19 protein-coding genes are annotated in these 22,613 nt (G+C 66.3%); 8 read left to right on the top strand and 11 right to left on the bottom strand.

Annotation, left to right across the window (positions count from 1 at the left end):
* Positions 1–255: 255 nt before the first annotated feature.
* Together AC07UK_RS08165 and AC07UK_RS08170 are read right to left on the bottom strand one after the other, a co-directional pair.
* The gene (locus AC07UK_RS08165) at positions 256–1,356 is read right to left on the bottom strand and encodes an acyltransferase family protein (protein WP_494685612.1); all 1,101 of its coding nucleotides are present in this window, start codon (positions 1,354–1,356) and stop codon (positions 256–258) included.
* Between the two features lie 537 nt (positions 1,357–1,893).
* Entirely contained in the window at positions 1,894–2,628 is a 735-nt protein-coding gene (locus AC07UK_RS08170) for a GntR family transcriptional regulator (RefSeq protein ID WP_436223156.1), read from the bottom strand.
* Between the two features lie 128 nt (positions 2,629–2,756).
* Between AC07UK_RS08170 and AC07UK_RS08175 the strand changes: the two genes are divergently transcribed.
* From AC07UK_RS08175 to AC07UK_RS08185, 3 genes are read left to right on the top strand one after another with little or no spacing between them, the layout of a single operon-like run.
* Positions 2,757–4,145, top strand: coding sequence for a class-II fumarase/aspartase family protein (locus AC07UK_RS08175; protein ID WP_494685613.1), 1,389 nt, complete (start codon positions 2,757–2,759; stop codon positions 4,143–4,145).
* Positions 4,146–4,189: 44 nt separating this feature from the next.
* On the top strand, positions 4,190–5,179 hold the full coding sequence (locus tag AC07UK_RS08180; RefSeq protein ID WP_494685614.1) for a tripartite tricarboxylate transporter substrate binding protein BugD: 990 nt from the start codon (positions 4,190–4,192) through the stop codon (positions 5,177–5,179).
* 5 nt (positions 5,180–5,184) lie between these two features.
* Positions 5,185–6,579: a class II fumarate hydratase gene (locus tag AC07UK_RS08185; protein WP_494685615.1), complete on the top strand. Its 1,395-nt coding sequence runs from the start codon at positions 5,185–5,187 to the stop codon at positions 6,577–6,579.
* 243 nt (positions 6,580–6,822) lie between these two features.
* Here AC07UK_RS08185 and AC07UK_RS08190 read toward each other — a convergent pair whose 3' ends face one another.
* The 5 genes from AC07UK_RS08190 to AC07UK_RS08210 form a co-directional block, all read right to left on the bottom strand.
* A complete protein-coding gene (locus AC07UK_RS08190) occupies positions 6,823–7,290 on the bottom strand; it encodes a fumarate hydratase (protein WP_494685616.1) in 468 nt (155 codons plus the stop codon).
* A 195-nt stretch (positions 7,291–7,485) separates the two neighbouring features.
* Entirely contained in the window at positions 7,486–8,562 is a 1,077-nt protein-coding gene (locus AC07UK_RS08195; RefSeq protein WP_436223151.1) for a lipocalin-like domain-containing protein, read from the bottom strand.
* Positions 8,559–11,084, bottom strand: coding sequence for an FtsX-like permease family protein (locus tag AC07UK_RS08200; RefSeq protein ID WP_494685617.1), 2,526 nt, complete (start codon positions 11,082–11,084; stop codon positions 8,559–8,561). Before AC07UK_RS08200 ends, AC07UK_RS08195 begins: the two co-directional genes overlap by 4 nt.
* A gap of 3 nt (positions 11,085–11,087) precedes the next feature.
* Positions 11,088–11,783, bottom strand: coding sequence for an ABC transporter ATP-binding protein (locus tag AC07UK_RS08205; RefSeq protein WP_494685618.1), 696 nt, complete (start codon positions 11,781–11,783; stop codon positions 11,088–11,090).
* Positions 11,784–11,918: 135 nt separating this feature from the next.
* Positions 11,919–12,983 (bottom strand): VWA domain-containing protein, encoded by a 1,065-nt coding sequence (locus AC07UK_RS08210; protein ID WP_494685619.1) that lies wholly within the window; start codon positions 12,981–12,983, stop codon positions 11,919–11,921.
* A gap of 75 nt (positions 12,984–13,058) precedes the next feature.
* Between AC07UK_RS08210 and AC07UK_RS08215 the strand changes: the two genes are divergently transcribed.
* Genes AC07UK_RS08215 through AC07UK_RS08230 form a run of 4 tightly spaced genes read left to right on the top strand, consistent with a single transcriptional unit; the run spans position 13,059 to position 17,108 of the window.
* On the top strand, positions 13,059–14,000 hold the full coding sequence (locus tag AC07UK_RS08215) for a S1C family serine protease (RefSeq protein WP_436223147.1): 942 nt from the start codon (positions 13,059–13,061) through the stop codon (positions 13,998–14,000).
* A 15-nt stretch (positions 14,001–14,015) separates the two neighbouring features.
* Positions 14,016–15,029 (top strand): AAA family ATPase, encoded by a 1,014-nt coding sequence (locus AC07UK_RS08220; protein ID WP_494685620.1) that lies wholly within the window; start codon positions 14,016–14,018, stop codon positions 15,027–15,029.
* The gene (locus tag AC07UK_RS08225; protein WP_494685621.1) at positions 15,007–16,053 is read left to right on the top strand and encodes a DUF58 domain-containing protein; all 1,047 of its coding nucleotides are present in this window, start codon (positions 15,007–15,009) and stop codon (positions 16,051–16,053) included. Before AC07UK_RS08220 ends, AC07UK_RS08225 begins: the two co-directional genes overlap by 23 nt.
* Entirely contained in the window at positions 16,050–17,108 is a 1,059-nt protein-coding gene (locus tag AC07UK_RS08230) for a VWA domain-containing protein (RefSeq protein WP_494685622.1), read from the top strand. The genes AC07UK_RS08225 and AC07UK_RS08230 overlap by 4 nt, the downstream gene beginning before the upstream one ends.
* A gap of 90 nt (positions 17,109–17,198) precedes the next feature.
* On the opposite strand, the gene AC07UK_RS08235 is transcribed toward AC07UK_RS08230, so the two are convergent.
* On the bottom strand, positions 17,199–18,248 hold the full coding sequence (locus AC07UK_RS08235) for a porin (protein ID WP_436225281.1): 1,050 nt from the start codon (positions 18,246–18,248) through the stop codon (positions 17,199–17,201).
* Positions 18,249–18,561: 313 nt separating this feature from the next.
* On the opposite strand from AC07UK_RS08235, the gene AC07UK_RS08240 reads away from it, so the two are divergent.
* Complete coding sequence (locus AC07UK_RS08240; RefSeq protein ID WP_494685623.1) at positions 18,562–19,902, top strand: sigma 54-interacting transcriptional regulator; 1,341 nt, start codon at positions 18,562–18,564, stop codon at positions 19,900–19,902.
* A gap of 9 nt (positions 19,903–19,911) precedes the next feature.
* On the opposite strand, the gene AC07UK_RS08245 is transcribed toward AC07UK_RS08240, so the two are convergent.
* From AC07UK_RS08245 to AC07UK_RS08255, 3 genes are read right to left on the bottom strand one after another with little or no spacing between them, the layout of a single operon-like run.
* The gene (locus AC07UK_RS08245) at positions 19,912–20,649 is read right to left on the bottom strand and encodes an amidohydrolase family protein (protein ID WP_494685624.1); all 738 of its coding nucleotides are present in this window, start codon (positions 20,647–20,649) and stop codon (positions 19,912–19,914) included.
* Positions 20,646–21,497: a hypothetical protein gene (locus AC07UK_RS08250; RefSeq protein ID WP_436223142.1), complete on the bottom strand. Its 852-nt coding sequence runs from the start codon at positions 21,495–21,497 to the stop codon at positions 20,646–20,648. The genes AC07UK_RS08245 and AC07UK_RS08250 overlap by 4 nt, the downstream gene beginning before the upstream one ends.
* Positions 21,490–22,611, bottom strand: a complete 1,122-nt coding sequence (locus AC07UK_RS08255; protein ID WP_494685625.1) for an 8-amino-7-oxononanoate synthase — start codon at positions 22,609–22,611, stop codon at positions 21,490–21,492. Before AC07UK_RS08255 ends, AC07UK_RS08250 begins: the two co-directional genes overlap by 8 nt.
* Positions 22,612–22,613: the final 2 nt, after the last annotated feature.

The raw sequence follows: 22,613 nt of genomic DNA on the forward strand, positions 1-22,613 counted from the left end.
ATCCTGACCAAATGGTCAGGTTTACGATTCCATACTAGGCAACCTTTGTGCCATCGCCCAATGCCCGTTTACGCGAGTGTTGCGGCGATGTGTGTGGCGCCGAACGCAAGTCCGCGCTGGCGGCATGCACGCATCGCGTGCCGGCGGCGGGACATCGCGGGTGCATACGCACCAACAAAAGGCGCGCACGGCCATGCTGGCACGGCGCCGTCCGGGCCAATCCGTGCCGCCGCTGCGCGGCAATGCCTGCAAGCATTACACGCTTTGCCGGCCGGCGGGGTCGCGGCCGTTGCCCAGCAGCGCACGCAGCGCCGCCAGCGGCTGGGCGCTTTCGATGTAGCGATAGAACAGCACGCCGGCCACATTGCTGAGCCCCCACGCGGCAACCATGCCGAGCGCGTTCAGCACCGGCTGGCCCGGCGCCAGGTTCGTCACCAGCGCGTTGACCAGCAGGCAAACCGGAAAGTGAACCAGGAACACCGAATAGGAAATGCGCCCGAAGAAGCCGACCACGCGCGCCCGCGGCCAGCGCTCCAGCCAGCCGCCGCGGCGCGCCACCGCCAGCAGCAGCGCAGTGGCGAGCGCCACCGCGATGCGCAGCCGGAAATCCACCGCCAGCGCCGCCAGCGCCACCGCGCCGATGAGCAGCAGCGGCAACACTGGGCGGCCGGGGTTGGACGCCCAGTAGGCCAGCGCCCCCATGCCATAGGCGCCGAAGAAGTAGACGGCCCAGATATCCCACGCGGCATCGCGGTTGAACCAGAACAGCGACGCGACCGCCACCAGCGCCACGATGCCGATGCTGGCCCCGGCACCCGCCGGCGCTTTCCCGCCCGCCACGGCGCGCGCGGCCCACAGCGCGCCCAGCAGCAGCGCAAACAGCTGCAGGTCGATAGCCACGTACCAGACCCCGGCCGAGAGCGCATCGACATCGAGCACGTTATGCAGCAGCGTCACGTGCGCCAGGAACTGCAGCAGGCCGGGCGGCGCGGGGATCGAGTCGTGCACCATCCAATGGCGCGCCAGGGCGGCACCGGCAATGCTGAGCAGCAGCGCCGCGGCAAAGGGCACCACCAGCTTCTGGTAGCGCCGCCACAGCACCAGCAGCGGATGCTGGCGGATCTCCAGCCGGCCATGCGGCGCCAGGCTGCGCGCGGCGAGAAAGCCGCTGATCACCAGGAAGACCTGCACGGCGATGCGGGCGTAGTCGTACAGCCAGTCCACCAGCCCCGGGGCCAGCCGATACGCGGTATCGGACATCGGGCCATAGAAGGCCAGGTGATGGAGCACGATCAACTGGGAGCTGACCGCTTTCAGGGCGTCGATGCAAGGCAGGCGCGACGGACGAGGGCTCATTGTTATAGGAATGCTGCAATTGCCACGGAAGGCGCGATTCTACCTGCTTGCACCGGCTCCAATATGGCGCATACGCCACTACCTATAGATTCGTTACACACTGCCCCCGCTTGTTGCGAGTTTGCAGGCACATGGCTTCATGTCTTGACTAGCAGCGCCTCTAAAGATCTCCCCCGCCAGGTCGCCACTACACTTGACCAGCCTCCCGCGCCAGCCCTATGCGCCGGTAGCCTAAGCTAGAGGCTTAGGATTGCCACCTGGGGCCCGCTTATGCAACACCGCACGCTCTTCCCCCGAACCGGTCACGCCTTCCGTTGCGGCTTAGCTGAGTGCTCCCTCATCGCCCTTCTGGCCTCGGCCCTGGCGGGATGCGAGGGAGTCCCGCGGGATACCGCAGCAACACCGCCACCGCCCCGTCAGCCGATTACGTCCAGCGACGACGTGTACCCCGCGCCGACCACGGTGCGCGACACGCGACCTGCGGCACGCACTCCGTAGGCGGCATTTGCCGGCCGCGCCCCAGCAACCGCGGCCTGATTAGCCGGCCGAGCGCTGCAAGCGCATTGATACCGAAAAGCTGTCCGCGGGATGCACCGTCACCGAGACTTCGAACGTCTCGCCCGCCGCATCCATATAGCGCCGCACGATCTTCAGCGCCGCGGCGCCAGGCTCCAGCCTGAGCGCGTCAGCGACGCGCCCGTCGCTGACGGCAACCGCGCGCACATCCTGGTAGATCTCCGCGATCTGCCGGTCATAGCGTGACTCGATCAGTGAACTGACCAGCGTGTCGGGCGACTCCCGCACCATGTCGCCGATCTCCGCATAGGCAGGATCCACGTAGACATCGGTCCACGCCATCGGCGTGCCGTCCTTGCCGCCATCCATGCGCAGGCTGGAGATGCGCAGCCAACGCGCACCGGGCGCGCAGCCGATTTCCGCCGCGACGTCGGCCGGCACGGCAACCTCCTCGGCCGACTGCACCACGCGCAGGTGCTCCGCGCCGAACTGCACCAGGTCATCCACCGACGCCAGCGACGGCCGGAACACCGGCCGCGGCCTGGCCGATTCCACCCGCGTGCCCACGTTCTTGCGCCGCGACACCAGTCCCAGCTGCTGCAACTCCTGCAGCACCGCACGGATGGTGTAGCGGCTGGCCTGGTACTGCTCGCACAGCTCGAATTCGGTGGGCAGCAGTGACCCGACCGCGTAGCGGCCAGTGGTGATCCCCTCGATAAGTTGCCTGCTGATCTCTGCTGGATTGGATTTGTTCATGACCGCCTGCCGCGTCACAAGCTGTGGACGTGGGTTAACCCTCATTTGCTAAATATGTTCGAACATATTTAATGCTGGATATGTTCGAACATATTACCGGACTGCCCCTTTCCCCTCAAGGTAGCACCATGACCCCGTTCTCTGCCCCCACCGCCAGCACCGTCGTTGATTCCATCCTGTTCCGCGATGCCTTTGGCACCGCCAAGATGCGCCAGATTTTCTCCGATGTGGCGCTGATCCAGCGCTATATCGACGTCGAGGTCGGCCTCGCCAGGGCCGAGGCCAGGGTCGGCGTGATCCCGGCGGAAGCAGCCGAGGTCATCGCCCGCGAATCGCGCCTGGAGCGCATCGACTTCGACCACATGCGCGAGGAGACCGACATTGTCGGCTATCCGATCCTGCCGCTGGTGCACCAGCTGGTGGCGATGTGCGGCGAGGCCGGGCGCTACGTGCACTGGGGCGCCACCACGCAAGACATCATGGACACCGCGGTCGCGCTGCAGGTGCGCGACGCGCTCGACAGCATCGACGCCGATATCCGCGAACTGCGCGGCATCCTGGCCGACCTGGCGGTGAAGCACCGCGACACCCCGATGGCGGGCCGCACCCACCTGCAGCAGGCGCTGCCGGTCACCTTCGGCTACAAGGTGGCGATCTGGTTGGCCATGTTCGACCGCCACCAGCAGCGCCTGGCCGAGCTGCGCCCGCGCGTGGCCGTGGTCGAATTCGCCGGCGCTGCCGGCACGCTGGCCTCGCTGGGCGGACAAGGCGACAACAAGGGCTTCGCGGTGCAGGAAGCCCTGGCTGAAGAACTGGGACTGGGTGTTCCCGCAACCACCTGGCACGTGGCGCGCGACGGCTTTGCCGAGGCAGTGAACCTGCTCGCACTGATCACCGGTTCGCTCGGCAAGATCGCGCTCGACATCATGATCATGGCGTCGACCGAGTTCGCCGAGGTCTACGAGCCCTTCGTCAAGGGCCGTGGCGCCAGCAGCACCATGCCGCAGAAGCGCAACCCGATCTCCAGCGAGCTGATGCTGGCGGCCTCCAAGGCGGTGCGCCAGCACGCCGGCCTGATGGTCGACGCGATGGTGCAGGACTTCGAGCGCGCCACCGGCCCCTGGCATGCGGAATGGATCGCCATCCCCGAGAGCTTCATCCTGAGCGCCGGCGCGCTGCACCAGGCCAAGTTCGCGCTCGGCGGCCTGGTCGTCGATGAAGCCCGCATGAAGCACAACCTGGGCATCTCCAACGGCCTGATCGTGGCCGAGGCCGTGATGATGGGCATGGCCCCCCATATCGGCCGCCAGCAGGCGCACGACGTGGTCTACGACGCCTGCCGCACCGTCAACGAACACGGCGGCACGCTGGCCGACGCGCTCGCCGCGCTGCCCGAGGTCACCCAACGCTTCGACCGCACCGCCATCGACCGCATGACCGATCCGGTCAACTACCTCGGCCTCGCGCCGCAGATGGTCGACCGCGCCATCGCTCTGTCCAGGCAATCCGCAGCCTGAGCCCCGGACATCCGCTCAATTACACCAACACAGGAGACAACCCCATGAACCCCATCAGCAATCTGGCCGCGTGCGCGGCACTGGCCATCGCCACGGCGACGGCCGCTACCCCGGCGTTCGCCCAGGCCTGGCCGACCAAGCCGATCATCTGGATCGTCCCGTTCGCCGCCGGCGGCCCGACCGACGCGCTGGCGCGCACCATTGCCGAGCGCGTCTCGCGCGAGGTCGGCCAGTCGATCATCATCGAGAACTCGCCGGGCGCCGGCGGTACTGTCGGCGCGGCCAAGGCGGCGCGCGCGCCGGCTGACGGCTACACCATGCTGGTGGGGCACATGGGCTACATGGGCGCGGCCCCCGCGCTGTACAAGAAGCTGCCCTACGACCCGGTCAAGGATTTTGCGCCGGTGTTCCGCTTCCCGGATACGCCGATGGTGCTGATGGTGCGCAAGGACCATCCCGCCAAGGACGTGCGCGCGCTGGTCGAGTACGGCAAGAAGAACCCGGGCAAGCTCAATATCAGCAACGCCGGCATGGGCTCCACGTCGCACCTGGTGGCGGCGCTGTTCGCCGCGTCGGCGGGTATGCAGGTGTCGCTGGTGCCGTACAAGGGCGCCGGCCCCGCGCTGATCGACGTGATCGGCGGGCAGGTGGATGGCATGTTCGACCAGACCAATACCGCGCTGCCGCAGATCACCGAGTCCAAGGTGCGGCCGCTGGCGGTGACCTCGGCCACCCGCGTGGCGCAGCTCAAGGATGTGCCCACGCTGGCGGAGTCGGGGCTGCCCGGCTTTGAAGCCAGCACGTGGTACGGCATCTACGCGCCCAAGGGCACGCCGCAGGCCGTGGTCGACAAGATGCAGCAGGCCTACCTGAAGGTGATGAGCGACAAGGCCTTCACCGACAAGATGACCGCCCAGGCAATCCAGATGCTGCCGCCTGAGCAATACACCGCCGCGGCGCTGGGCAAGCACACCCAGTCCGAGATCACCCGCTGGAAGACCGTGGCGGCCAAGGCCAACATCTCGCTGGACTGAGCACCATGACCGGATTGCGCATAGAGCACGACGCCTTCGGGCCGGTCGACATCCCCGCCGACCGCTACTGGGGCGCCCAGACGCAGCGGGCGCTGGCGATCTTCGAGGTCGGGGAAGAGCGTTTCCCCGCCTGCCTGGTCCACGCCTTCGGCGCGCACAAGATGGCGGCGGCCAGGGCCAACCTGCGCTGCGGCGTGCTGGACGCCGCCATCGCCGAGGCGATCATCGCCGCCGCGGCGGAGTTGCGCAGCGGCCAGTTCGACAGCCATTTTCCGCTGACCATCTGGCAGACCGGCTCGGGCACGCAGACCAATATGAACGCCAACGAGGTCATCGCCAACCGCGCCAACGAGCGGCTAGGCCAGGCCCTGGGCACGCGCGCGCCGGTGCACCCGAACGACCACGTCAACGCGTCGCAGTCTTCCAACGACAGTTTCCCGACCGTCATGCACATGACCGCCGCGCTGGAACTGGAAGACCGCCTGCTGCCCGCGCTGGCGCTGCTGCGCGACACCCTGCGCGAGCGCGCCCATGCCTTTGCCGACGTGCTCAAGATCGCGCGCACGCACCTGATGGATGCCGTGCCCATGACCATGGGCCAGGCCTTCGACGGCTTCACCGCGCAGGTCGATCATGCCATTGAGCGCGTGCGCGACGCCCTGCCCCGCATGCTGTTGCTGCCGCAGGGCGGCACCGCGGCCGGCACCGGCCTGAACGCGCCGGCGGGCTTCGCCCAGGCGTTTTGCGCGGAAGCCAGCCAGCTGACGGGCCTCGCCTTCCGCCCCAACCCGTGCAAGGTCGAGGGCATGGCCGCGCACGATGCACTGGTCGAGCTGTCCGGCGTGCTCAACGTGATCGCCGTCTCCTTCACCAAAATCGCCAACGACCTGCGCTGGCTCGGCTCGGGCCCGCGCTGCGGGCTCGGCGAGCTGCTGATCCCCGAGGACGGCCTGACTTCGTCGATCATGCCCGGCAAGCGCAACCCGACCATCGCCGAGGTGATGGTGCAGGCCGCCATGCAGGTAGCCGGCAATCACGTCACGGTGACCATGGCTGGTGCCTCCGGCAGCTTTGAACTGAACGTGGCCAAGCCGGTGCTGATCTACAACGTGCTGCAGTCGGTGCGCGTGCTGGCCGACAGTGCGCGGGTGTTCGCGCAACGGCTGGTGCAGGGGCTGGTCCCCAACCATGATCAGCTGGCACGCAACCTGGACAGTCCGCTGCTTGCAGTGACCGCGCTCAACCCGGTGCTGGGCTACGACCGTGCGGCGCAGATTACGACGCATGCCGTTGCACAGGGAATTTCGCCGCGGGAAGCCGCGATTGCGCTGGGATTTCTGAGCGGTGAGGAATTTGACCGGCTGGTGAACCCGATGCGTCTGGCGAAGGGGAACCCATAGGCATCAACCGCTGCGGCAATACTCACGGTCGCGAAATTGGTGATCACTTAGTCGTCTGCTTTCGGCCAGGACGAGACTTGCTACGACCCACTCGGCGGTTACCGCATTAGCATTCGATGCTCTAGTGAAAGACGGGGGTAAAGCCGTCAGCACAAAGTTCGTCGGCTTCAGCTTTTCTCAGCAGTGCCCCCGTCTTGCATCAATCGGCTGGTGGCGACATCGCGTTACCAGCCGAGGCAAGGATCACGCCGACGCTTCAGGCGACGCTACAGCCGGAACCACTTTCTTCGCCGAAGCCCGCTTCTTCGTCACAGATTTCACTGCGACCGCCTTCGGGCCTGCTTTCGCGGCAACCTTGCCCTTAGTACCGGGTGCGGCCTTTTTCGCGACTGCTTTCGTTACGGCAGCTTTACTGCCCGTCGCCTTCTTGGCGCCTGCAGCCTTGGCCTTCTTCGCCAAGAGCTTGTCCTTTGCCGCTTGCTTTTCAAAACGGGCCGCGGCCTTTGCGGCTTCCACGGCCTGGGCAATCTCGCGCTTGGCGGCTTCAATTGCCTTCTTCGTGTCGGCGCGCAGCTTCAGCAAGCGCTTCTTCGCTGCCTGTGCCTCGCGGGCAAGCACGCTGGCCTTTTTCGTTGGCAGGACCACCTTCTTTGCGGCAGGTTTGCCCTTGGCAGTTGCACTTACCCGTGTCGTTTTAGTTGTTGCGACCATGTTTTGTTATTCATAGTTGTGAGTGAAGCGCGGAGTATAACCGCACGAGTGGCGTTAAATAATAGAGATCAGTTTCTTCTCTGTGTTTCGTCCAAGCGCGATCAGTCGGCGGCCGAGATGCTGTCCCCTCTTCCGCAGCGCTTTCTCATTGATATGTGGTACGTTCGCAGAGGTCACCATCCTGGACATCCCGCCTCAAAGATTGAGGCGCTGGAAATACCCGGTTAGTTCAAGGTAACCCCGTCCGACCGCGTTGCCTCCCCGCAATGCAGTCACCGCGCCCTCCCAGTAGACCGCGCCGGTGCTCGCGCGGCTATCGAGTTCCTGATCATCCATCAGCGGTGCCAGTTCGAGCGTGAAATCGCCTGCGTTCAACCGCATGGCAACCGGATAGCTGGTGCCGGTACGAGGCGAGCGCCAACCGCGCAGCGGCATGAAATTGACCACTTCGGGAGCCAGTACCTGGACGCGACCGTCGCTGCCGCGCAGCGTGCCGCCGCCCCAGAGCTTGCGCCCCGCCTTGTCCCGGATCTGGAAGGCCATCAACGCGCCGCCGTCATCCAGGTTGAGGCCGAGCCAGTCCCAGCCGACGGCCTCGTCGGCCAGCAAGGTCGACGACCATTCGTGATCCAGCCAGGCAGTGCCATGCACGGTTTCCTGCTGGCTGCCCCGCTTCAAGGTGCCGCTCACCTTGAGCCCCGGCTGGCTGTAGTAATAGCTCGCCTGTGCCGCCAGAGGGCCTTTGCGGCTGTAACCCCGTTCGCCCTGTAGCAACACCCGTTGGGTTGGCTCCATTGTCAGATCGAGGGTGAAATCCCGCGCGGGAAATCTGGCTCGGTAGCGCCCCGTCGCCTCTCGGCGCAGCGACCAGTTGTCGATGTAGACATCGGTATCGGCAGTGTCGGCAAGCGCCAAGCCGAAGCCGCTGCGCGCCGCGCGCTGGTCGTGCTGGAGCTTGCCGGCCACGGGATCGCTCAGGGCGACATTGGCGAACAGCAGTTGCTGCGGCGCGAAGCGGCTTGGGTTGGCCTGGTCGAACTGCGGGCGCGAGCGGAAGAACGTAACCTGGAAGCCGAGCGGCGCTCCTGCCGGCGTCTGCAGCCAGCCGGTGGCATACCACCATTCGGTGCGATAGTCGGGGTGTGCGCCGTGGTCGCGCGGGAAAGCCAGGGTTCGGCCTGCGTCGACTGGCGGATAAGCGGGCGCTGCGCCCAGCGCCGCGCCCGCCACGCCGCAACCCGGCAACAACAGCAGGAATGAGCGCCGCTTCACCAATCCTCCTGAACCGCGCGCACGGCGCTACGCGACATCGCGTGCCGCCCGCTCGCCAGCGCAGCCAGCGAGGCCGCCGCCACCACCGCGCTCGCCACCTGGGCCAGGAATGCCCAAGGCATATGCAAGCTCATGGTCCAGTGGAACGACTGCGGGTTGACAACGTGAACCAGGATGACGGCGATGACCCATCCCAGCGCAAGACCGGCTATCACGCCAAGCAGAGCGAGTAACGCGCCCTCCAGTGCCAGCATCGCGCCGACCTGCCAACGCATGAAGCCGAGATGCCGCAGCATGCCAAACTCGCGCGCACGCGCCAGGGCCTGCGCGCTGAAACTGGCGCCGATGCCGAACAGGCCGATCACGACCGCTATACCCTCCAGAAGGTAGGTCACTGCGAAGCTGCGGTCGAAGATTTTCAGGGTGATGGTGCGAATCTCGCCGGGCTCGGCGAAGGTAATGTGTTCACCGCCGGCGACGCGCTGGCGCAGCCTCTCCTTGACCTGCGCCGGGCCGGTGCCCTGCTCCAGCCACAGGGCGACGTCAGTGACACGCCGCTCGTCCGTGAGCCGCCGATAATCGTCCTGGCTGATCACCACCGTACCATGCTGGCGTGCGTAATCGCGCCACACGCCGCCCACCAGGAAGGCGACGGGCCGGCCCTGCAGCGGCAGCGTGATACGTTGCCCCGGGCGGAAGCCATAGAGGTCGACCATCGCCTCGCTGACCCATACCGCCGGCGGATCACCCGGCTGCGCCGCGACGGGCGCAGCCGTCAGCGGCAACCGCGCGCCCGGATTGCGCGGGTCGATCGGCCTGGCAATGACCGTTACGGGGGGACGCTCGGGATCAAGCAGGATCTGGCTCGAACGTAGAAACTCGGCACGCGCAACGCCACGGACGCTGGCGATGGCCGCCTGGTCGTCAAGGGAGAAATACGCGCTATCGCCGCTTGACGAAGCACGCAGATAGAGATCGGCCGGCAGGACATTGTGCAGCCAATCGTCCACCGAGATGCGGAAGCTTGACACCATGATCGCCATCGCGGCCATCAGGCTAAAGCTGGCGACAATGCCGGCCAGGGCGATGGCCGCGCGGCCCGGTGCGCCGGCGAGCTGGGTCAGGGCAAGCTGCGGCACAGCCTGTCGCCAAGAGGGCAGCAAGCCGAACACAAGATGCGCCAGCCGTGGCATCAGCAGGATGGCGCCCACCAACAGAAGCGCGATCGCCGCATAACCGAAGACCGGCAGATCCGCCACCGGCCGCAGTGGCGTCAGCCCAAGCCCGGCTGCCATCGCCGCAAGCCCGGTCCACGGCGAGCGCAGCCGCTTGAGCGGTGTCTCCTCATCGCCCGCCTTGAGCGCCTGCGCCGGCCGCGCGCGGGCGGCCTCCCATGCCGGCGCGAGACTGCCGAGCACCGCCGCCGACAGCCCGAGCGCGAAGAAGATCAGCGCTGCCGGCGCGTCGAAGCGGACCTTGGGCTTTACACCTTCAAAGTAGCCACCGCCCAGATCGCCCCCCGCGTACCCGAGCACCGCGGCAGCGAGGACGAAGCCAAGCGCCAGGCCGAGCATCGCGCCGAGCGCGCCTTGAGCCGCGCCTTCCGCCAGCAGCAGCCGCAGCAGGCCACCGCGTGTCACCCCCAGGGCGCGCAACAGAGCAAGCTGCGAGCGCCGCCGCAGCACCGATACAGCCTGCATCGTGAACACCAGGAAGGCGCCTGTGAACAACGCCACCAGCGCAAGCACGTTCAGGTTCACCCGATAGGCGCGCGACAGGTTGGAAGTTCGGCGCGCGTTGTCCTGCGGCGAACTCGCCACCACCCCTGGCGGCAGCAGCGCGGCCAGCGCTTGCGCAAAGTTGTCGGTGTCCACTCCCGGCCTGAGCTTGACGTCGATCCGCTGCAGCAGGCCAAGCCGGTCGAGGCGCCACTGCGCCGCACCGATATCCATCACGCCCAGGCGCATGCCCTCGCCCGCCGCCGGCAGCGTGCCGGCAATACGCAGCGTAAGCGCGGTGAGCCCGACTTGTACGGTAAGCGGGTTCCCGGGCTTGAGATCGAGCCAGCTCAGCGCCGCCGGCGAAAGGAACACGACGTCGGGATCGAGAACGTCGAGCTTGCCCGCGCCCTCCTCGGCGGGGCGCCCGATCAGATTGGGTGTCACAGGCGCCGCCCGGAATACATCGATGCCAAACAGCGTCAGCGCACCGGTGCGCCCCGGCACCCGCGCATTGACTTCCACCACGGGGCTGGCCGCCGCCACCTCCGGCAGGCCCGCGATGCGCGGATAGAGCGATTCATCGAAGCCCATGCGCGGCCCGCGGATCTCCAGATCGGCATTCCCCATTAAGGACCGCACCGCCTGGGAAAACTCCGCCAGTGCAGCGTGGTTGACCAGATGCACGCCATAGCCCATTGCCACACCGATGGCCACGGCAAGGATGCCGATGATGGCGCGTCCGGGATGGGCGCGCAATTCGCCCAGGAGTAGCGTAAGTCCGAGCGAGCTTCGCGTTCGCATGGCTTAGGCGGCCGCGCTCATTGGCGGCAGTGGCCCCAGCGGCGTCAATCCGCCTGGCGTCAATTGCAAGACGCGATCCGCCGTCGCCGCAGCCAGTGCCGAGTGCGTGACGATAATCGCGGCCGTGCCGTTTGCGTTGACCAGTTCGCGCAGCAGGCTCAGCACCCGCGCAGCCGTCTCGTGATCAAGGTTGCCAGTCGGCTCATCTGCCAGCAGCAGCATCGGCCGGTGTACCAGGGCACGTGCAATCGCCACCCGCTGCAGTTCCCCGCCGGAAAGCTCGCGCGGCAGACTGTCCTCGCGCCCCTCAAGCCCAACCGCGGCAAGCATCTCGGCAACGCGGGCCGACGCCTTTTCCCGCTTGAGGCCGTTCAACAGCAGAGGCAGCGCCACGTTCTGCGCCGCGCTCAAATTCGGCAGAACATGGAAGGCCTGGAACACGAACCCCAGCTTTCGCCGCCTCAGCAAGGTTGCGGCATTGTCGTCCAGCTTGCCCAGGTCCTGTCCGTCGAACTGGATGCGGCCACTGTCGGGCCGATCCAGGCCGGCGATCAGGTGGAGCAGCGTCGACTTGCCCACGCCAGATTCACCCATGACGGCGACATATTCGCCGGCGTCCAGCGCAAGACTGACTCCGCGGAGAACCGTGCGCGGTCGGGCGCCGTTGTATGTCTTGGAGACGTCTGTAAGGGTCAGCACAATGTTGTCAACCTCGCGTGGCGCGCCTCTCTGTCCGTCTCGGTTCCCGGGTGAAATCCAGGCCGGAAATACACCTGCTGCGCCTATGGATGGCTCGGGGAATGAACCCGGCGGCTTCATCAACCGTGCTTCAGGTCACCGCCGGAACCACAACATCGAGAGCCCGCACGCCACCCCCAGCAGCAGGACCGCTGCTGCCGAGAACAATGCACTGATCTCGGTTTCCTTGCGCTCGAGCGCGAAGCGGGCGCTGAGCTGGCGATACACTCGGCTCAGGTCCGCAGCCGAGCCTGCCTGGAAGTACTCGCCGTCCGTTATCGCCGCTACCGCCCGCAAGGCCGGTTCATCGAGCTGCATGTAGTAAGACAGGCCCGACTCTATCGTGGCTGCGCCCTGCGGCGTACCGAAGCCCACCGTATAGACGCGCACGCCGCGCTGGGCGGCCATGCGCGCGGCGTCCAGCGGGTCGGGGCCGGTGGTGCGGCGGCCATCGCTGAGCAGGATCACCGCGCCGTGCCGATACGAGCCGGGCTGCGCCGCCGGCCGTTCCTGTTCGCGCTTGCGGACGGCGTCCGCCGCGGCGGCCTCTGCCAGCGATCTGCCGCCGGGCCCGGGTGCGAGCGACTCGCCGCTGAAAAGGATTGCTTCCAGGTCGATGCCATCGTCGGGGAACAACACTGCCAGCGCCTGGATCAGCCCGCTGCCGGTCGCCGTGCCGTGCTGGAGCTGGAAGCGATCGATGGCGTCGAGCATGTCCTGCCGGTTGTCGGTGGGGGGCAGTACCACGGTCGCCGTGGCGGCAAAAGAGACCATGCCCAGGCGCACGCTGGCCGGCAGCCCGACGATGAGATCCCGGGCAGCCTGCTTGGATGCGGCGATCCGGGTGGGTGCAACGTCGGTCGCCGCCATGCTGCGGGAGGTGTCCATGGCCAGTACCAGGGTGATGGTGTCGGATGGCAGCGTGATCGTCGCAGTAGGACGGGCGCAAGCCAGCAGGGCCACGCCCAGCGCGAGCAGGAAGAGCAGCGGCGGGATGTGACGCCGCAGTCGTTGGCCGGGACCCAGGGCGGCGCGCGGCAACGCAAGGCTGGCATACAACAGGGCGATTTTTTTGCGCCGCGCAAGCAGGTACAGGTAAGCGGCTGCCAGCAGGGGCAGCGCGAGCAGCAGCCAGAGCATTTGCGGCCAGAGAAACTGCATACCCCTGCTCCTTGGCGCGTGGGTAAGACGATGGTACTGTATTTTCCACGGCGGGACGGGACCTCAGGGGCGGCAATGAAACGGGTAACGATCTACGGATGGGTCTCGGCAGCGGTCGCGCTGGTTCTCGCCGCGGTCGTGGGCTCTGCCTGGCTGTTGCAACCGTCGCCGCGCGTCCTCAAGCAAGCCGACATCGACGCGGCCGTGCTGCACACGCTGGAGACCAGGCGTCTGCCTTCGCGCACAGCCAGGGCGGCAGAGGCGGTTCGCGAGGCGGTGGTGGAAGTTCGCAGCTATGCGCCAGCGGAAAAGGCGGCGGACAAGCCGACGGAAGCGGCATCCGCCCGAAACGCCAAACGTGATCCCCCTGCCACACGCCCCAAAACCAAATCGCACCCGCCATCCCCGCCGCCCTCTCGCGATGAACTCGCAAAAGGCGACCCATCGGGCGGCAAGGGCGAGTCCGGCGGCAAGCGCAAAGTCCGCAACATCGGTTCGGGTGTGGTCGTGACCGAAAGCGGCATCATTCTCACCAGCTACCACGTCGTCGCCGACGCCCTGCGCGTGGAGGTCATGTTCCACGACGGCCACACGGCCGAGGCCTCGGTGGTGCAGGCGTTCCCGGAGAAAGACCTCGCCGTGATCCGGCCCAGTTCAATCCCCGACGACCTGCCGCCGGCGACGCTCGGTTCCAGCCGGAACCTCGCGCCCGGGACCGAAGTCGTCGCGGTCGGCTTTCCGTTCGGCATCGGTCCGTCGGTGTCTGCCGGCGTGGTGTCGGGGCTCGACCGCAGGTTCGTTTCGCCGGACGGCAAGCGGGACCTGGACAAGCTCATCCAGTTCGACGCCGCCGCCAATCCGGGCAACTCCGGCGGACCGCTGGTGAATCTGGATGGCGAGGTGATAGGGATCGTCACCGCCATCCTCAACCCCAACCAGAGCGGCACTTTCCTCGGCATCGGCTTTGCTGTCACGATCGAAAGCGCCGGCATTGCCATCGGATCCTCTCCTTTCTAGACGCGGGGGCCTTAAATGAACGACCAAGCCAGGGGCACTGTGGACAGCGCCGACTTGATGGAGCGCCTGCTGTATGAGGTGAAGCGCGTGGTGGTGGGGCAGGACCAGTTCCTGGAACGGGTGCTGGTGGCGATCCTTGCGGGTGGCCACCTGCTGGTGGAAGGCGTGCCGGGCCTGGCCAAGACGCTGACCGTCAAGACGCTGGCCAGTACCATGAGCGGCTCCTTCAAGCGCATCCAGTTCACGCCCGACCTGCTGCCGGCCGACCTGATCGGCACGCGCATGTATAACCAGGGCACGGGCGAGTTCTCGACCGTGCGGGGCCCGGTCTTTGCCAACCTGCTGCTGGCCGACGAGATCAACCGCGCGCCGGCCAAGGTGCAGAGCGCCTTGCTGGAAGTCATGCAGGAAAAGCAGGTCACCATCGCCGGCGAGTCCCATCTGGTGCCCACGCCCTTCCTCGTCATGGCCACGCAGAACCCGATAGAAACGGAAGGCACCTACCCCTTGCCCGAGGCGCAGGTCGACCGTTTCATGATGAAGGTCCTGGTGGGCTATCCCAGCGAAGAGGAGGAGGCCGTCATCGTCAACCGTGTCACCGGCCCCCGCATCAGCGTGAGCCCCATCGCCACGCCCGAGCGCCTGGCAAGCCTGCAGGAGGAATGCGGCAGGATCTATGTGGATCCGAGCCTGGTCCAGTATGCAGTGCGCGTGGTGTCGGCCACCCGCAAGCCGGGAAGCTACGGGCTGGAAGACCTGGATCGATACATAGCGTTCGGTGCCAGCCCCCGCGCCACCATCGGCCTGATCGAAGGCGCGCGCGCCCTGGCGTTCCTGCGCCGCCGGCACTATGCGCTGCCCGAAGACGTGGTCGACCTCGTGCCGGATGTCTTGCGCCACCGCCTGGTGCTCTCATACGAGGCCATGTCCGACGGCGTGACTGCCGGCCAGCTCGTCACCCGCATCCTGCAGGCGCTGCCGGTCCCGGAGCGCCCATTGGAATCCCATGTTCGGGCGCCTGCGCGCTAGGCGCCGGAGCGGCCCGGAAGCCGCACCCGATAGCGCGCCCGGTAGCGCACCCGCCGGCACGCCTGCCGGCACCGCGCTGGCCAGCGTCGACGCGAGGCAGGCCGAGGCCTTGCTGCGCCGCCTGGAATGGACCGTGGTGCGCCGCCTCGATGGCCTGCTGCAGGGCGACTACCGCACGCTGTTCCGCGGCTTTGGGCTGGATCTTGCCGACCTGCGCGAATACCGCCCCGGCGACGACGTACGGCACATCGACTGGAACGTGACGGCGCGGCTGCAGACACCGCATGTGCGTGAGTACCAGGAAGACCGGGAGGTCTCCGTCTGGTTCCTGCTGGACCTGAGCGGATCGGTCGGTTTCGGTTCTGGCAGCGTGAGCAAGCGCGACCTGCTGAGCGACTTCACCACCGTCATGGCGCTGCTGCTGACGCGCTATGGCAACCGGGTCGGCGCCCTGCTCTACGGCGGGGCCACAGTCGCGGGCGCGTCGGTGGTGCCGGCGCGCTCGGGGCGCCGGCATCTGCTGCACCTGCTCGACCGCATGCATGCCACGCCCGCCGCGTTGCCGGGCGACACCCGCTTGCGCGACCTGCTGGAGCGCGCACGGGCGGTCGCGAAACAACGATCGGTGCTGTTCGTGGTCTCCGACTTCATCAGCGCCCCGGGCTGGCAGGCATCGCTCGGAATGCTGGCCCGGCGCCATGAGGTCGTCGCCGTGCGGCTGGTCGACCCGCTGGAGATGGCCTTGCCCGACCTGGGCCTGGTCGTGTTGCAGGACGCCGAAACCGCGGAGCAGATGTTCGTCGACACGCACGACCCGGCCTTCCGCAAACGCTTTGCCGCCGCCGCCGAGGCGCGCGAGGCCGAGTTGCGCCTGGCCTTCACCCAGGCTGGCGTGGCGTGCCTGACGCTGTCGACCTACGCCCGCCTGGACCTCGCCCTGCTGGACTTCACCCGACGGCGCCGCCACCGTCAAGGGGCCGCCGCGGTAGCAAAACAGGAAAACGGGCCAAAGGGGGCAGCATGACCGATGCCATAAGCCGGCTACCCGTCTTCAGCTTCCTGTGGCCAGGCATGCTGTGGTTGCTCGCGCTCGTCCTCGTGCTGTCCGCTGGCTACGTATGGCTCGATAGGCGCCAGCGCCACGCGACGGTGCACTATCCCACCCTGAAAACCGTCGGCGTTGCCATCAAGGGCGGCGCGACCTTGCGCCGCCACGTATCGCCCATGCTGCTCCTGCTGGCCCTGGCCGCGCTGACCTTCGCCATCGCCCGACCCCAGGCGGTGATGCTGCTGCCCTCGCGCATCGAGACCGTGGTCGTGGTCATCGATCTGTCCGGCAGCATGCGCGCGCAGGATATCCAGCCCAGCCGCATCCGCGCCGCCCAGCAAGCGGCCAAGGTTCTGCTCGACGCACTGCCCGCGGGCGTCAGCGTGGGAGTCGTCGCGATGGCCGGCACCGCCGCCGTGGCACAGGCGCCCAGTCGCAGCAAGGATGCCGCAGCCACGGCAATCGACCGCCTCAAGCCGCAAGGCGGCACCGCGCTGGGCAATGGCCTGCTCATCGCGCTGACGACGCTGCTGCCGCAGACGGCTGATGACGCCGAGCGCCTCATGAACGGCGACACCACGCCGCAGCAAAAGCCGGACGCATCCCGCAGCGGCGAAGCCGTGACGCCCGGCTCCTATCCCTCTGGGGCAATCGTCCTGTTTTCCGACGGTGAAAGCAACACCGGCCCGGCCGCGACGCAGGCGGCGCAGCTTGCCGCCGCGCACGGCGTGCGCGTTTACACCGTCGGGGTTGGCACGACCGAGGGTGTGGTGCTTTCGGTCGATGGCTGGTCGGCGCGCGTCAGGCTGGATGAGAAGGTGTTGAAGGAAGTCGCCAATGCGACAGGGGCGGAGTATTTCCCGCTTGCGGATGCCGCGCAACTGAAGAGGGTGTACCGGGCGCTCAATACGCGGCTGGCGTTTGGCAAGCGCGAACAGGTTGAAATTACTGCGTTCTTTGCCGCGCTGGGAGCGTTGCTGGCCACGTGTGCGGGGCTGCTGTCGTTGTGGTGGTTCGGGCGCGTGATGTAGGCAGGGACTGGCTCTGGCAGAGGAAACCCGGGTGTCCCTTTGCCAGAATACTGGGCCCCCGGTTTGGCGCGCGCTCCGTGGCAAGGCGCATCAGAACCGGTGACGAACGCCCATCACCGCGCCCACCTGATCCTTGCCGGGCTGTACGTTGAAGACGGCCGACGTGCCGCTGCCACTGTTGAAGCCGTTGACGCCTAGTGCCGAGTTATCCTTGTTTAGCGCGTAGGAGACTGACGCGTAGAGGTCGGTGCGTTTGCTGAGCGAATAATCGCTCGTAAGCACGAACTGCCACGGGTCGGATCCGGTCTGCCGGAAGTCCTGGTAGTAAGCCGCGCCAGTCAGGGAGAAAGCCGGCGTCACTTTGTAAGCCAGGCCCAGCCAGTAGAGGTTCGAGCCGGCATCAGCCGCCTGCGCGCCCGGCAGGATAGCACCATCATGGGCCTTCGCCAGACGGTAGCCCGCATAAACCTTGGCATCACCCACCGCATATGTGGCAGCCACCGAAACGCGCCTCAGGACCGGCGCCTGGTTTGACGGCGTGCCGACGTGCGCATCGTCATAGGCCGCGCCCAGCGCAAAGGGGCCGGAGGCATAGTTGACGAACGCGCCGAAATTACGTCCGAATACGTTGCTGCCAGCCACTTCGCTGCCATTAGCCTGGAATGAGTAGAAAGCCAGTCCAGTCAGCTTTCCGAACTTGCCGACATACTTGATGGCATTGTCCGCGCGCGCGCCAAACTCCGGCGCAATCGAGAGGATGCTGTAGCGGTCGGCAATCGCATTGGGATCATAGAGATTGCCGAATTCGCGCATGCCGGTCTGCTGCCGCCCCAACAGCAGTGAGCCGTGTAGGCTATCGAGCCCTACATAGGCATTGCGGCCGAACAGACGCCCGCTCTGGCCCGAATTGCCGGTATCGATGTCGAAGCCGCTTTCCAGCAGAAAGACTGCCTTCAGCCCGCTGCCCAACTCCTCCACGCCCCGCAGCCCCCAACGCGAGCCAGACTGGTTCCCGGAAACCAGCCGCACGAGACTGTTGCCGTTGCGCCCTGCATTATTGTTGAATTCGATACCGGCGTCGGCAATACCGAACAGCGTCACGCCTGACTGGGCGTGTGCGCTTGCACAACACCCTATCATGGCGAAGAACAAGGATATATCAACGAGACGTAGTCGTCGCATGGTGGTCCCCCCTCTTTCTTCTTGATTTTTGGCCAGCAATGCGCCCGCGGCAATCATCCAAACGGTGGGCCCCCAAAGGATGGTCCTGGTAAAACCCATGCGGGCTTGAAGTCACGCCAGAAACCAACTGCATATCAGCATAAAACACCCCTCAATTGCACTCCGACAGCGGCCACCTACGATAACTCCATTGTCAGGGCTCGCCTGCCATACCGCGCCTCGACTCCCCCGCAGTCCATCACCGAACTTCCATATCGCTCCGGGGTGCGGAATGCGTACTGTTCTCTATCAGGAAGATGCCGGGCAAGTCACGCACGCGCTGTGCAGGCACGGGTTGCCTGACGGAGTGGGCCTATCCGCAAGCGGTGACGGGCTGCTCGTGGTCGTCGTGCGTGCTGCGCCCAGCCGCGTGGCGGAGGCCGCGGAGCAATGGCTGCGCGGGCGGCCGTTGCCGGATGCCTTTATCGTCGGCTGCACGGACGAGACCCGCTGTCATTGCCGCCCCGAATCCTGGTGGCCATCGTCGGTCTGCGATATCGTGACCGCTGTCGATGATGACTCACTGCTGAAAGAACTGGCGCTGCGGCTTACGCGGCTGGCGGAGCTCGAGGAGATCGTCACGTCCGACTGGCTGCGCCGGCGCGCTGTCGGAGAATCGATTGCATGGCGCAGCACCTTGCGCGCGGTGGCGGAGGCCGGCCGGCTTGGGCGCGGCGCTTGTCTGTTGCTTGGGGAAAGTGGCGTCGGCAAGGAGTTGCTGGCCCGGCTGGTGCATGATCTCGATCCTTCGCGCAGGCGTGGTCCGTTTGTCGTGGTCGACTGCACGACGCTGAGTCCCGAACTGTCCGGCAGCGAACTGTTCGGCCATGCCAAGGGTGCATTCACGCATGCCGTCACGGCGCGCGACGGCGCCGTGGCATTGGCGGACTGCGGAACGCTGTTTCTTGACGAGATCGGCGAACTCGAGCTGCCGCTCCAGGCACGGCTGTTGCGCGTGATTCAGGAGCGGATGTACAAGCGCGTGGGGGAAGACACCTGGCGGCGCTCTGACTTTCGCCTCACCTGTGCGACGAATCGCGATCTCGAAGCCGAGGTGGAGGCCGGGCGCTTTCGCTGCGACCTGTATTTCCGCATCTCGCAATGGACCGTACGCGCACCGTCATTGTCGGAACGACGCGAAGATATCCCGCTGCTGGTGCGGCACTTCCTGAGCGAGCATGACGACGCGCCGCGTATTATGCCGGAGGTCATGGAACAGCTGATGTGCCGCGACTACCCCGGCAATGTGCGCGAGTTGCGCAACGTGGTATTACGCATGGCCGAGCGTCAGCGTGGCTTCGGTGTGTTGAGCACAGGATCGCTCGATCGTCCGTCCATCCCTGCCGCTGCCGATACGCTCGCGGCATGGACGCAGATGCTGGCGCTCGCGGTGGAAGGCGCGCTTGATGCAGGGCTGGGTCTAAAACATATCGGGCAAATTGCCGAGACCATTGCCGTGCAGGCTGCCGAACGACGCACGGGATCGACCAACCGCGCCGCCGAGCTATTGCAGGTCACGCCGCGCGCCTTGCAATTGCGACGGCAGGTGCGGCCCGACGGTGGCAGCGCGTAGGACCCGATCTCACGCAACCGATACACGTCGCAGCAATCGCAAGGCATTACCGCCCGCGATCGACGCGAACGCGTCGGCGGATGGACGCAAAGCGCGGATCTTGGCAAGTTCGAGGCCCGGGTGCAACCAGGGACCATCGGAGCCGAACAACAGCTTGTGCGGCCCCGCGCGATGCAGCGCCTCTTCAAGCAGATCGAAGCGGCGCACACCGGCGGTGTCGGCGAACAGGTTGGGATGCCGTTCGATCAGGTCAATCACGCGGCGCTGGGCCGCCCAGTCGTCGGCGAAACTACCAAGATGCGCGAACACGAACGCGACGCTGGGGTGCGTCTGCGCCAGCAGGCTTAGCGCACCGACATCGCCACCGGGGTCATAGAGTACCGGCAGTTGCCAACGTTGCGCAGCATCGCAAACCTGTCGATGGATAGGTGCGTCGTGGTGATGCACCTTGATGCCGCGCAGTCCCAGCCGCAGGACCGCCTCCTCGATCATCGCGTGCACACGGTCACGGTCGCGCACGGCGTGGACCATCGCGAAGCCGGTCCAGCGCCCCGGATCGGCACGCACCAACGCGGCGACGTCGCGATTGCCTTGCGCATAGTCAGACTGGAATACCGGCAGCAGAATCGAATGGCTGATGCCCGCTTCGCGCGCCCGGCGTGCGTAAGCGGCCAACGGTGCCGTGGTGTCCCAGGGACCGGTCATGCCATCGCCCTGCCCGGCGTGGACGTGGAAGTCGAGGATCATGGCGCGGCGTAGGCATCGAAAGGCACTTCGAACTGCGTTCCCGCCTTGATATGCATCGTATTGGCCGTCGGCCGAAAGTCCTTTGCCAGCTCCGGGGGCATGGCGTTGCGTATGACAAGGTCTTTCTCACCGACTGTCACCAGATTGGTCAGCACCCGGTTCGCCAGCATCGATGGCATTCCCGATCTCAGCCTTCCGTTCAATCGCAGCTTCCGATCCACCCAGCTGAGCAATGTGTGCTCGATTGCCGCCGCTACCGGGTTCTTCCGCGTAGGAGCGGTCCAGATGAATTTCGGCCCCACGCATGTAAGCGCCCGCTGGTACTGAAACCATTGTCTAAGCCGGGCTTCGAGCGCATTGGAGTGACCGATGTAGGTGGGCACCGCGCCATCACTGAATATGTAGACCCCAGGTCCCGCAACGCCGCGAGAAGCGTCTTCCAGGGAGCTCCAGCGCCTCCACTTCAGTTCGATATCCAATGACACGGGCGGCGGTGCCAACTTTGGCCGCAGATGTGTCAATTCCTCATCGAAGGCTTCGGACAGGTGCCCCGGCGACGGCATCGGGGACAAGCTCAGTCCCACCAGCGACAGCACGCCCTGCTGCTGGCGCGCCAGTAGACACGCCTGGCAACATGCCCCCTCGCCCCGGCTCTCGAATCGCGCGGTACCCAGCCGCGGCTGGGTGCTGACGCGCCGAGCGCGCGCAACAATCTGGCGCAGGTCGTTGACGAGCATCTGCGGCGGCGTGCCGGGCGGATAGCGGCGCGCGTCGGCCACGAGCCGCATCAGCCGGCGCATGCGCCACGGTGCCAGGTCAAGGATTTCGCCGTCTGCGGTCTTAAACATGATGCCTCCCCATGGACTTGGATAGCGTTTCGTCGGACGCGGGCAGCGCAGGCGCCGTCGCTGCCATCGTCTGCACCAGTCCGTCGATATCGGACAGCCGATGATCGGCACGCACGATCACGACCACCGCATGGCGGTTCTCGGCATCGTGCAATAACGCGGTACGAAACCCACACGCACGCAGCGAGGCATGCAGCGCCTGTGTTCGCCCCGGCGTACTCAGATGAATACGTTGCATCGGATGCAGTGGCAGCGTTGCGGACAGATCTGGCAGCACGGTACGAGCCAGCGACAGCAGGCCCGCACGCAGCCGCCGCACGAAGTAGAGCAGGCGCGTACGCAGCCAGTCTCCGGTGCGCCGATTAGCGTCTAGTGCATCGAGCGCCGCCAACAGCGCGGCCTGGTTAGCAGCGCTGCAATGCGACTGCGTGGGACCATTGCACGCAATGTCACTGACCAACGCGGCGGGCCCGCACAACGTGGCCAGCGGCACGCCGAATGCCTTGGCCCATGACGCCAACAGCAGGACCGGGTCCGATGGCCCCAGGCCGCCGTGCACGGCGATGCCACCACCACCCAGCCCCCACGGCTGCCTTGGTATGGGATGCTCACCGAGGAGCCCAAGGACCTGACTGTGGTCGATCACGAGCAAGCCATCGCGTGAAGCGACGGCTTCCAGATATCGCTCCGGCGCGATCGGCATGCCGTTCCGCAGTGTGGCGTCTGTGATGACTGCCGGCGGCTTGCCCGCCCTGCTACGGCGCAATACGCGTACCAGTGCGGCAGGATCGCCGTGCGCGAACCACGACAGCGATGCGCCCAGGCCACTTACGCGCTCAAGGCTCCAGCGCATGACCGGATATAGCGCTTCGTCGGCAATCAACACGTGGCTGCGCGCGAGGCGGTCGAAGGTATCGATCGCCAGATGCAGCGTGGACGGCGCCACCGCACCGGCCTCGCAACCCTGCAACTCGGCTGCGCGCGCGGCAACGCCACGCGCCTGCGGCGATGCCGCGAGCGATGCGGGCACACCGCTCGTCAATGCCACATAGTCGCCGAGGCGCGCGGCCGGATGCGTCATGCCAAGGTATAACGCCGAGGCAAAGTCGATCATGG

Source organism: Cupriavidus sp. GW821-FHT07C08 (genome assembly GCF_059419025.1).

Coding starts and splice junctions, on each gene's coding strand:
- AC07UK_RS08165 (WP_494685612.1), bottom strand. CDS start 1,356: ATGAGCCCTCGTCCGTCGCGCCTGCCTTGCATCGACGCCCTGAAAGCG.
- AC07UK_RS08170 (WP_436223156.1), bottom strand. CDS start 2,628: ATGAACAAATCCAATCCAGCAGAGATCAGCAGGCAACTTATCGAGGGG.
- AC07UK_RS08175 (WP_494685613.1), top strand. CDS start 2,757: ATGACCCCGTTCTCTGCCCCCACCGCCAGCACCGTCGTTGATTCCATC.
- AC07UK_RS08180 (WP_494685614.1), top strand. CDS start 4,190: ATGAACCCCATCAGCAATCTGGCCGCGTGCGCGGCACTGGCCATCGCC.
- AC07UK_RS08185 (WP_494685615.1), top strand. CDS start 5,185: ATGACCGGATTGCGCATAGAGCACGACGCCTTCGGGCCGGTCGACATC.
- AC07UK_RS08190 (WP_494685616.1), bottom strand. CDS start 7,290: ATGGTCGCAACAACTAAAACGACACGGGTAAGTGCAACTGCCAAGGGC.
- AC07UK_RS08200 (WP_494685617.1), bottom strand. CDS start 11,084: ATGCGAACGCGAAGCTCGCTCGGACTTACGCTACTCCTGGGCGAATTG.
- AC07UK_RS08210 (WP_494685619.1), bottom strand. CDS start 12,983: ATGCAGTTTCTCTGGCCGCAAATGCTCTGGCTGCTGCTCGCGCTGCCC.
- AC07UK_RS08215 (WP_436223147.1), top strand. CDS start 13,059: ATGAAACGGGTAACGATCTACGGATGGGTCTCGGCAGCGGTCGCGCTG.
- AC07UK_RS08220 (WP_494685620.1), top strand. CDS start 14,016: ATGAACGACCAAGCCAGGGGCACTGTGGACAGCGCCGACTTGATGGAG.
- AC07UK_RS08225 (WP_494685621.1), top strand. CDS start 15,007: ATGTTCGGGCGCCTGCGCGCTAGGCGCCGGAGCGGCCCGGAAGCCGCA.
- AC07UK_RS08230 (WP_494685622.1), top strand. CDS start 16,050: ATGACCGATGCCATAAGCCGGCTACCCGTCTTCAGCTTCCTGTGGCCA.
- AC07UK_RS08235 (WP_436225281.1), bottom strand. CDS start 18,248: ATGATAGGGTGTTGTGCAAGCGCACACGCCCAGTCAGGCGTGACGCTG.
- AC07UK_RS08240 (WP_494685623.1), top strand. CDS start 18,562: ATGCGTACTGTTCTCTATCAGGAAGATGCCGGGCAAGTCACGCACGCG.
- AC07UK_RS08245 (WP_494685624.1), bottom strand. CDS start 20,649: ATGATCCTCGACTTCCACGTCCACGCCGGGCAGGGCGATGGCATGACC.
- AC07UK_RS08250 (WP_436223142.1), bottom strand. CDS start 21,497: ATGTTTAAGACCGCAGACGGCGAAATCCTTGACCTGGCACCGTGGCGC.
- AC07UK_RS08255 (WP_494685625.1), bottom strand. CDS start 22,611: ATGATCGACTTTGCCTCGGCGTTATACCTTGGCATGACGCATCCGGCC.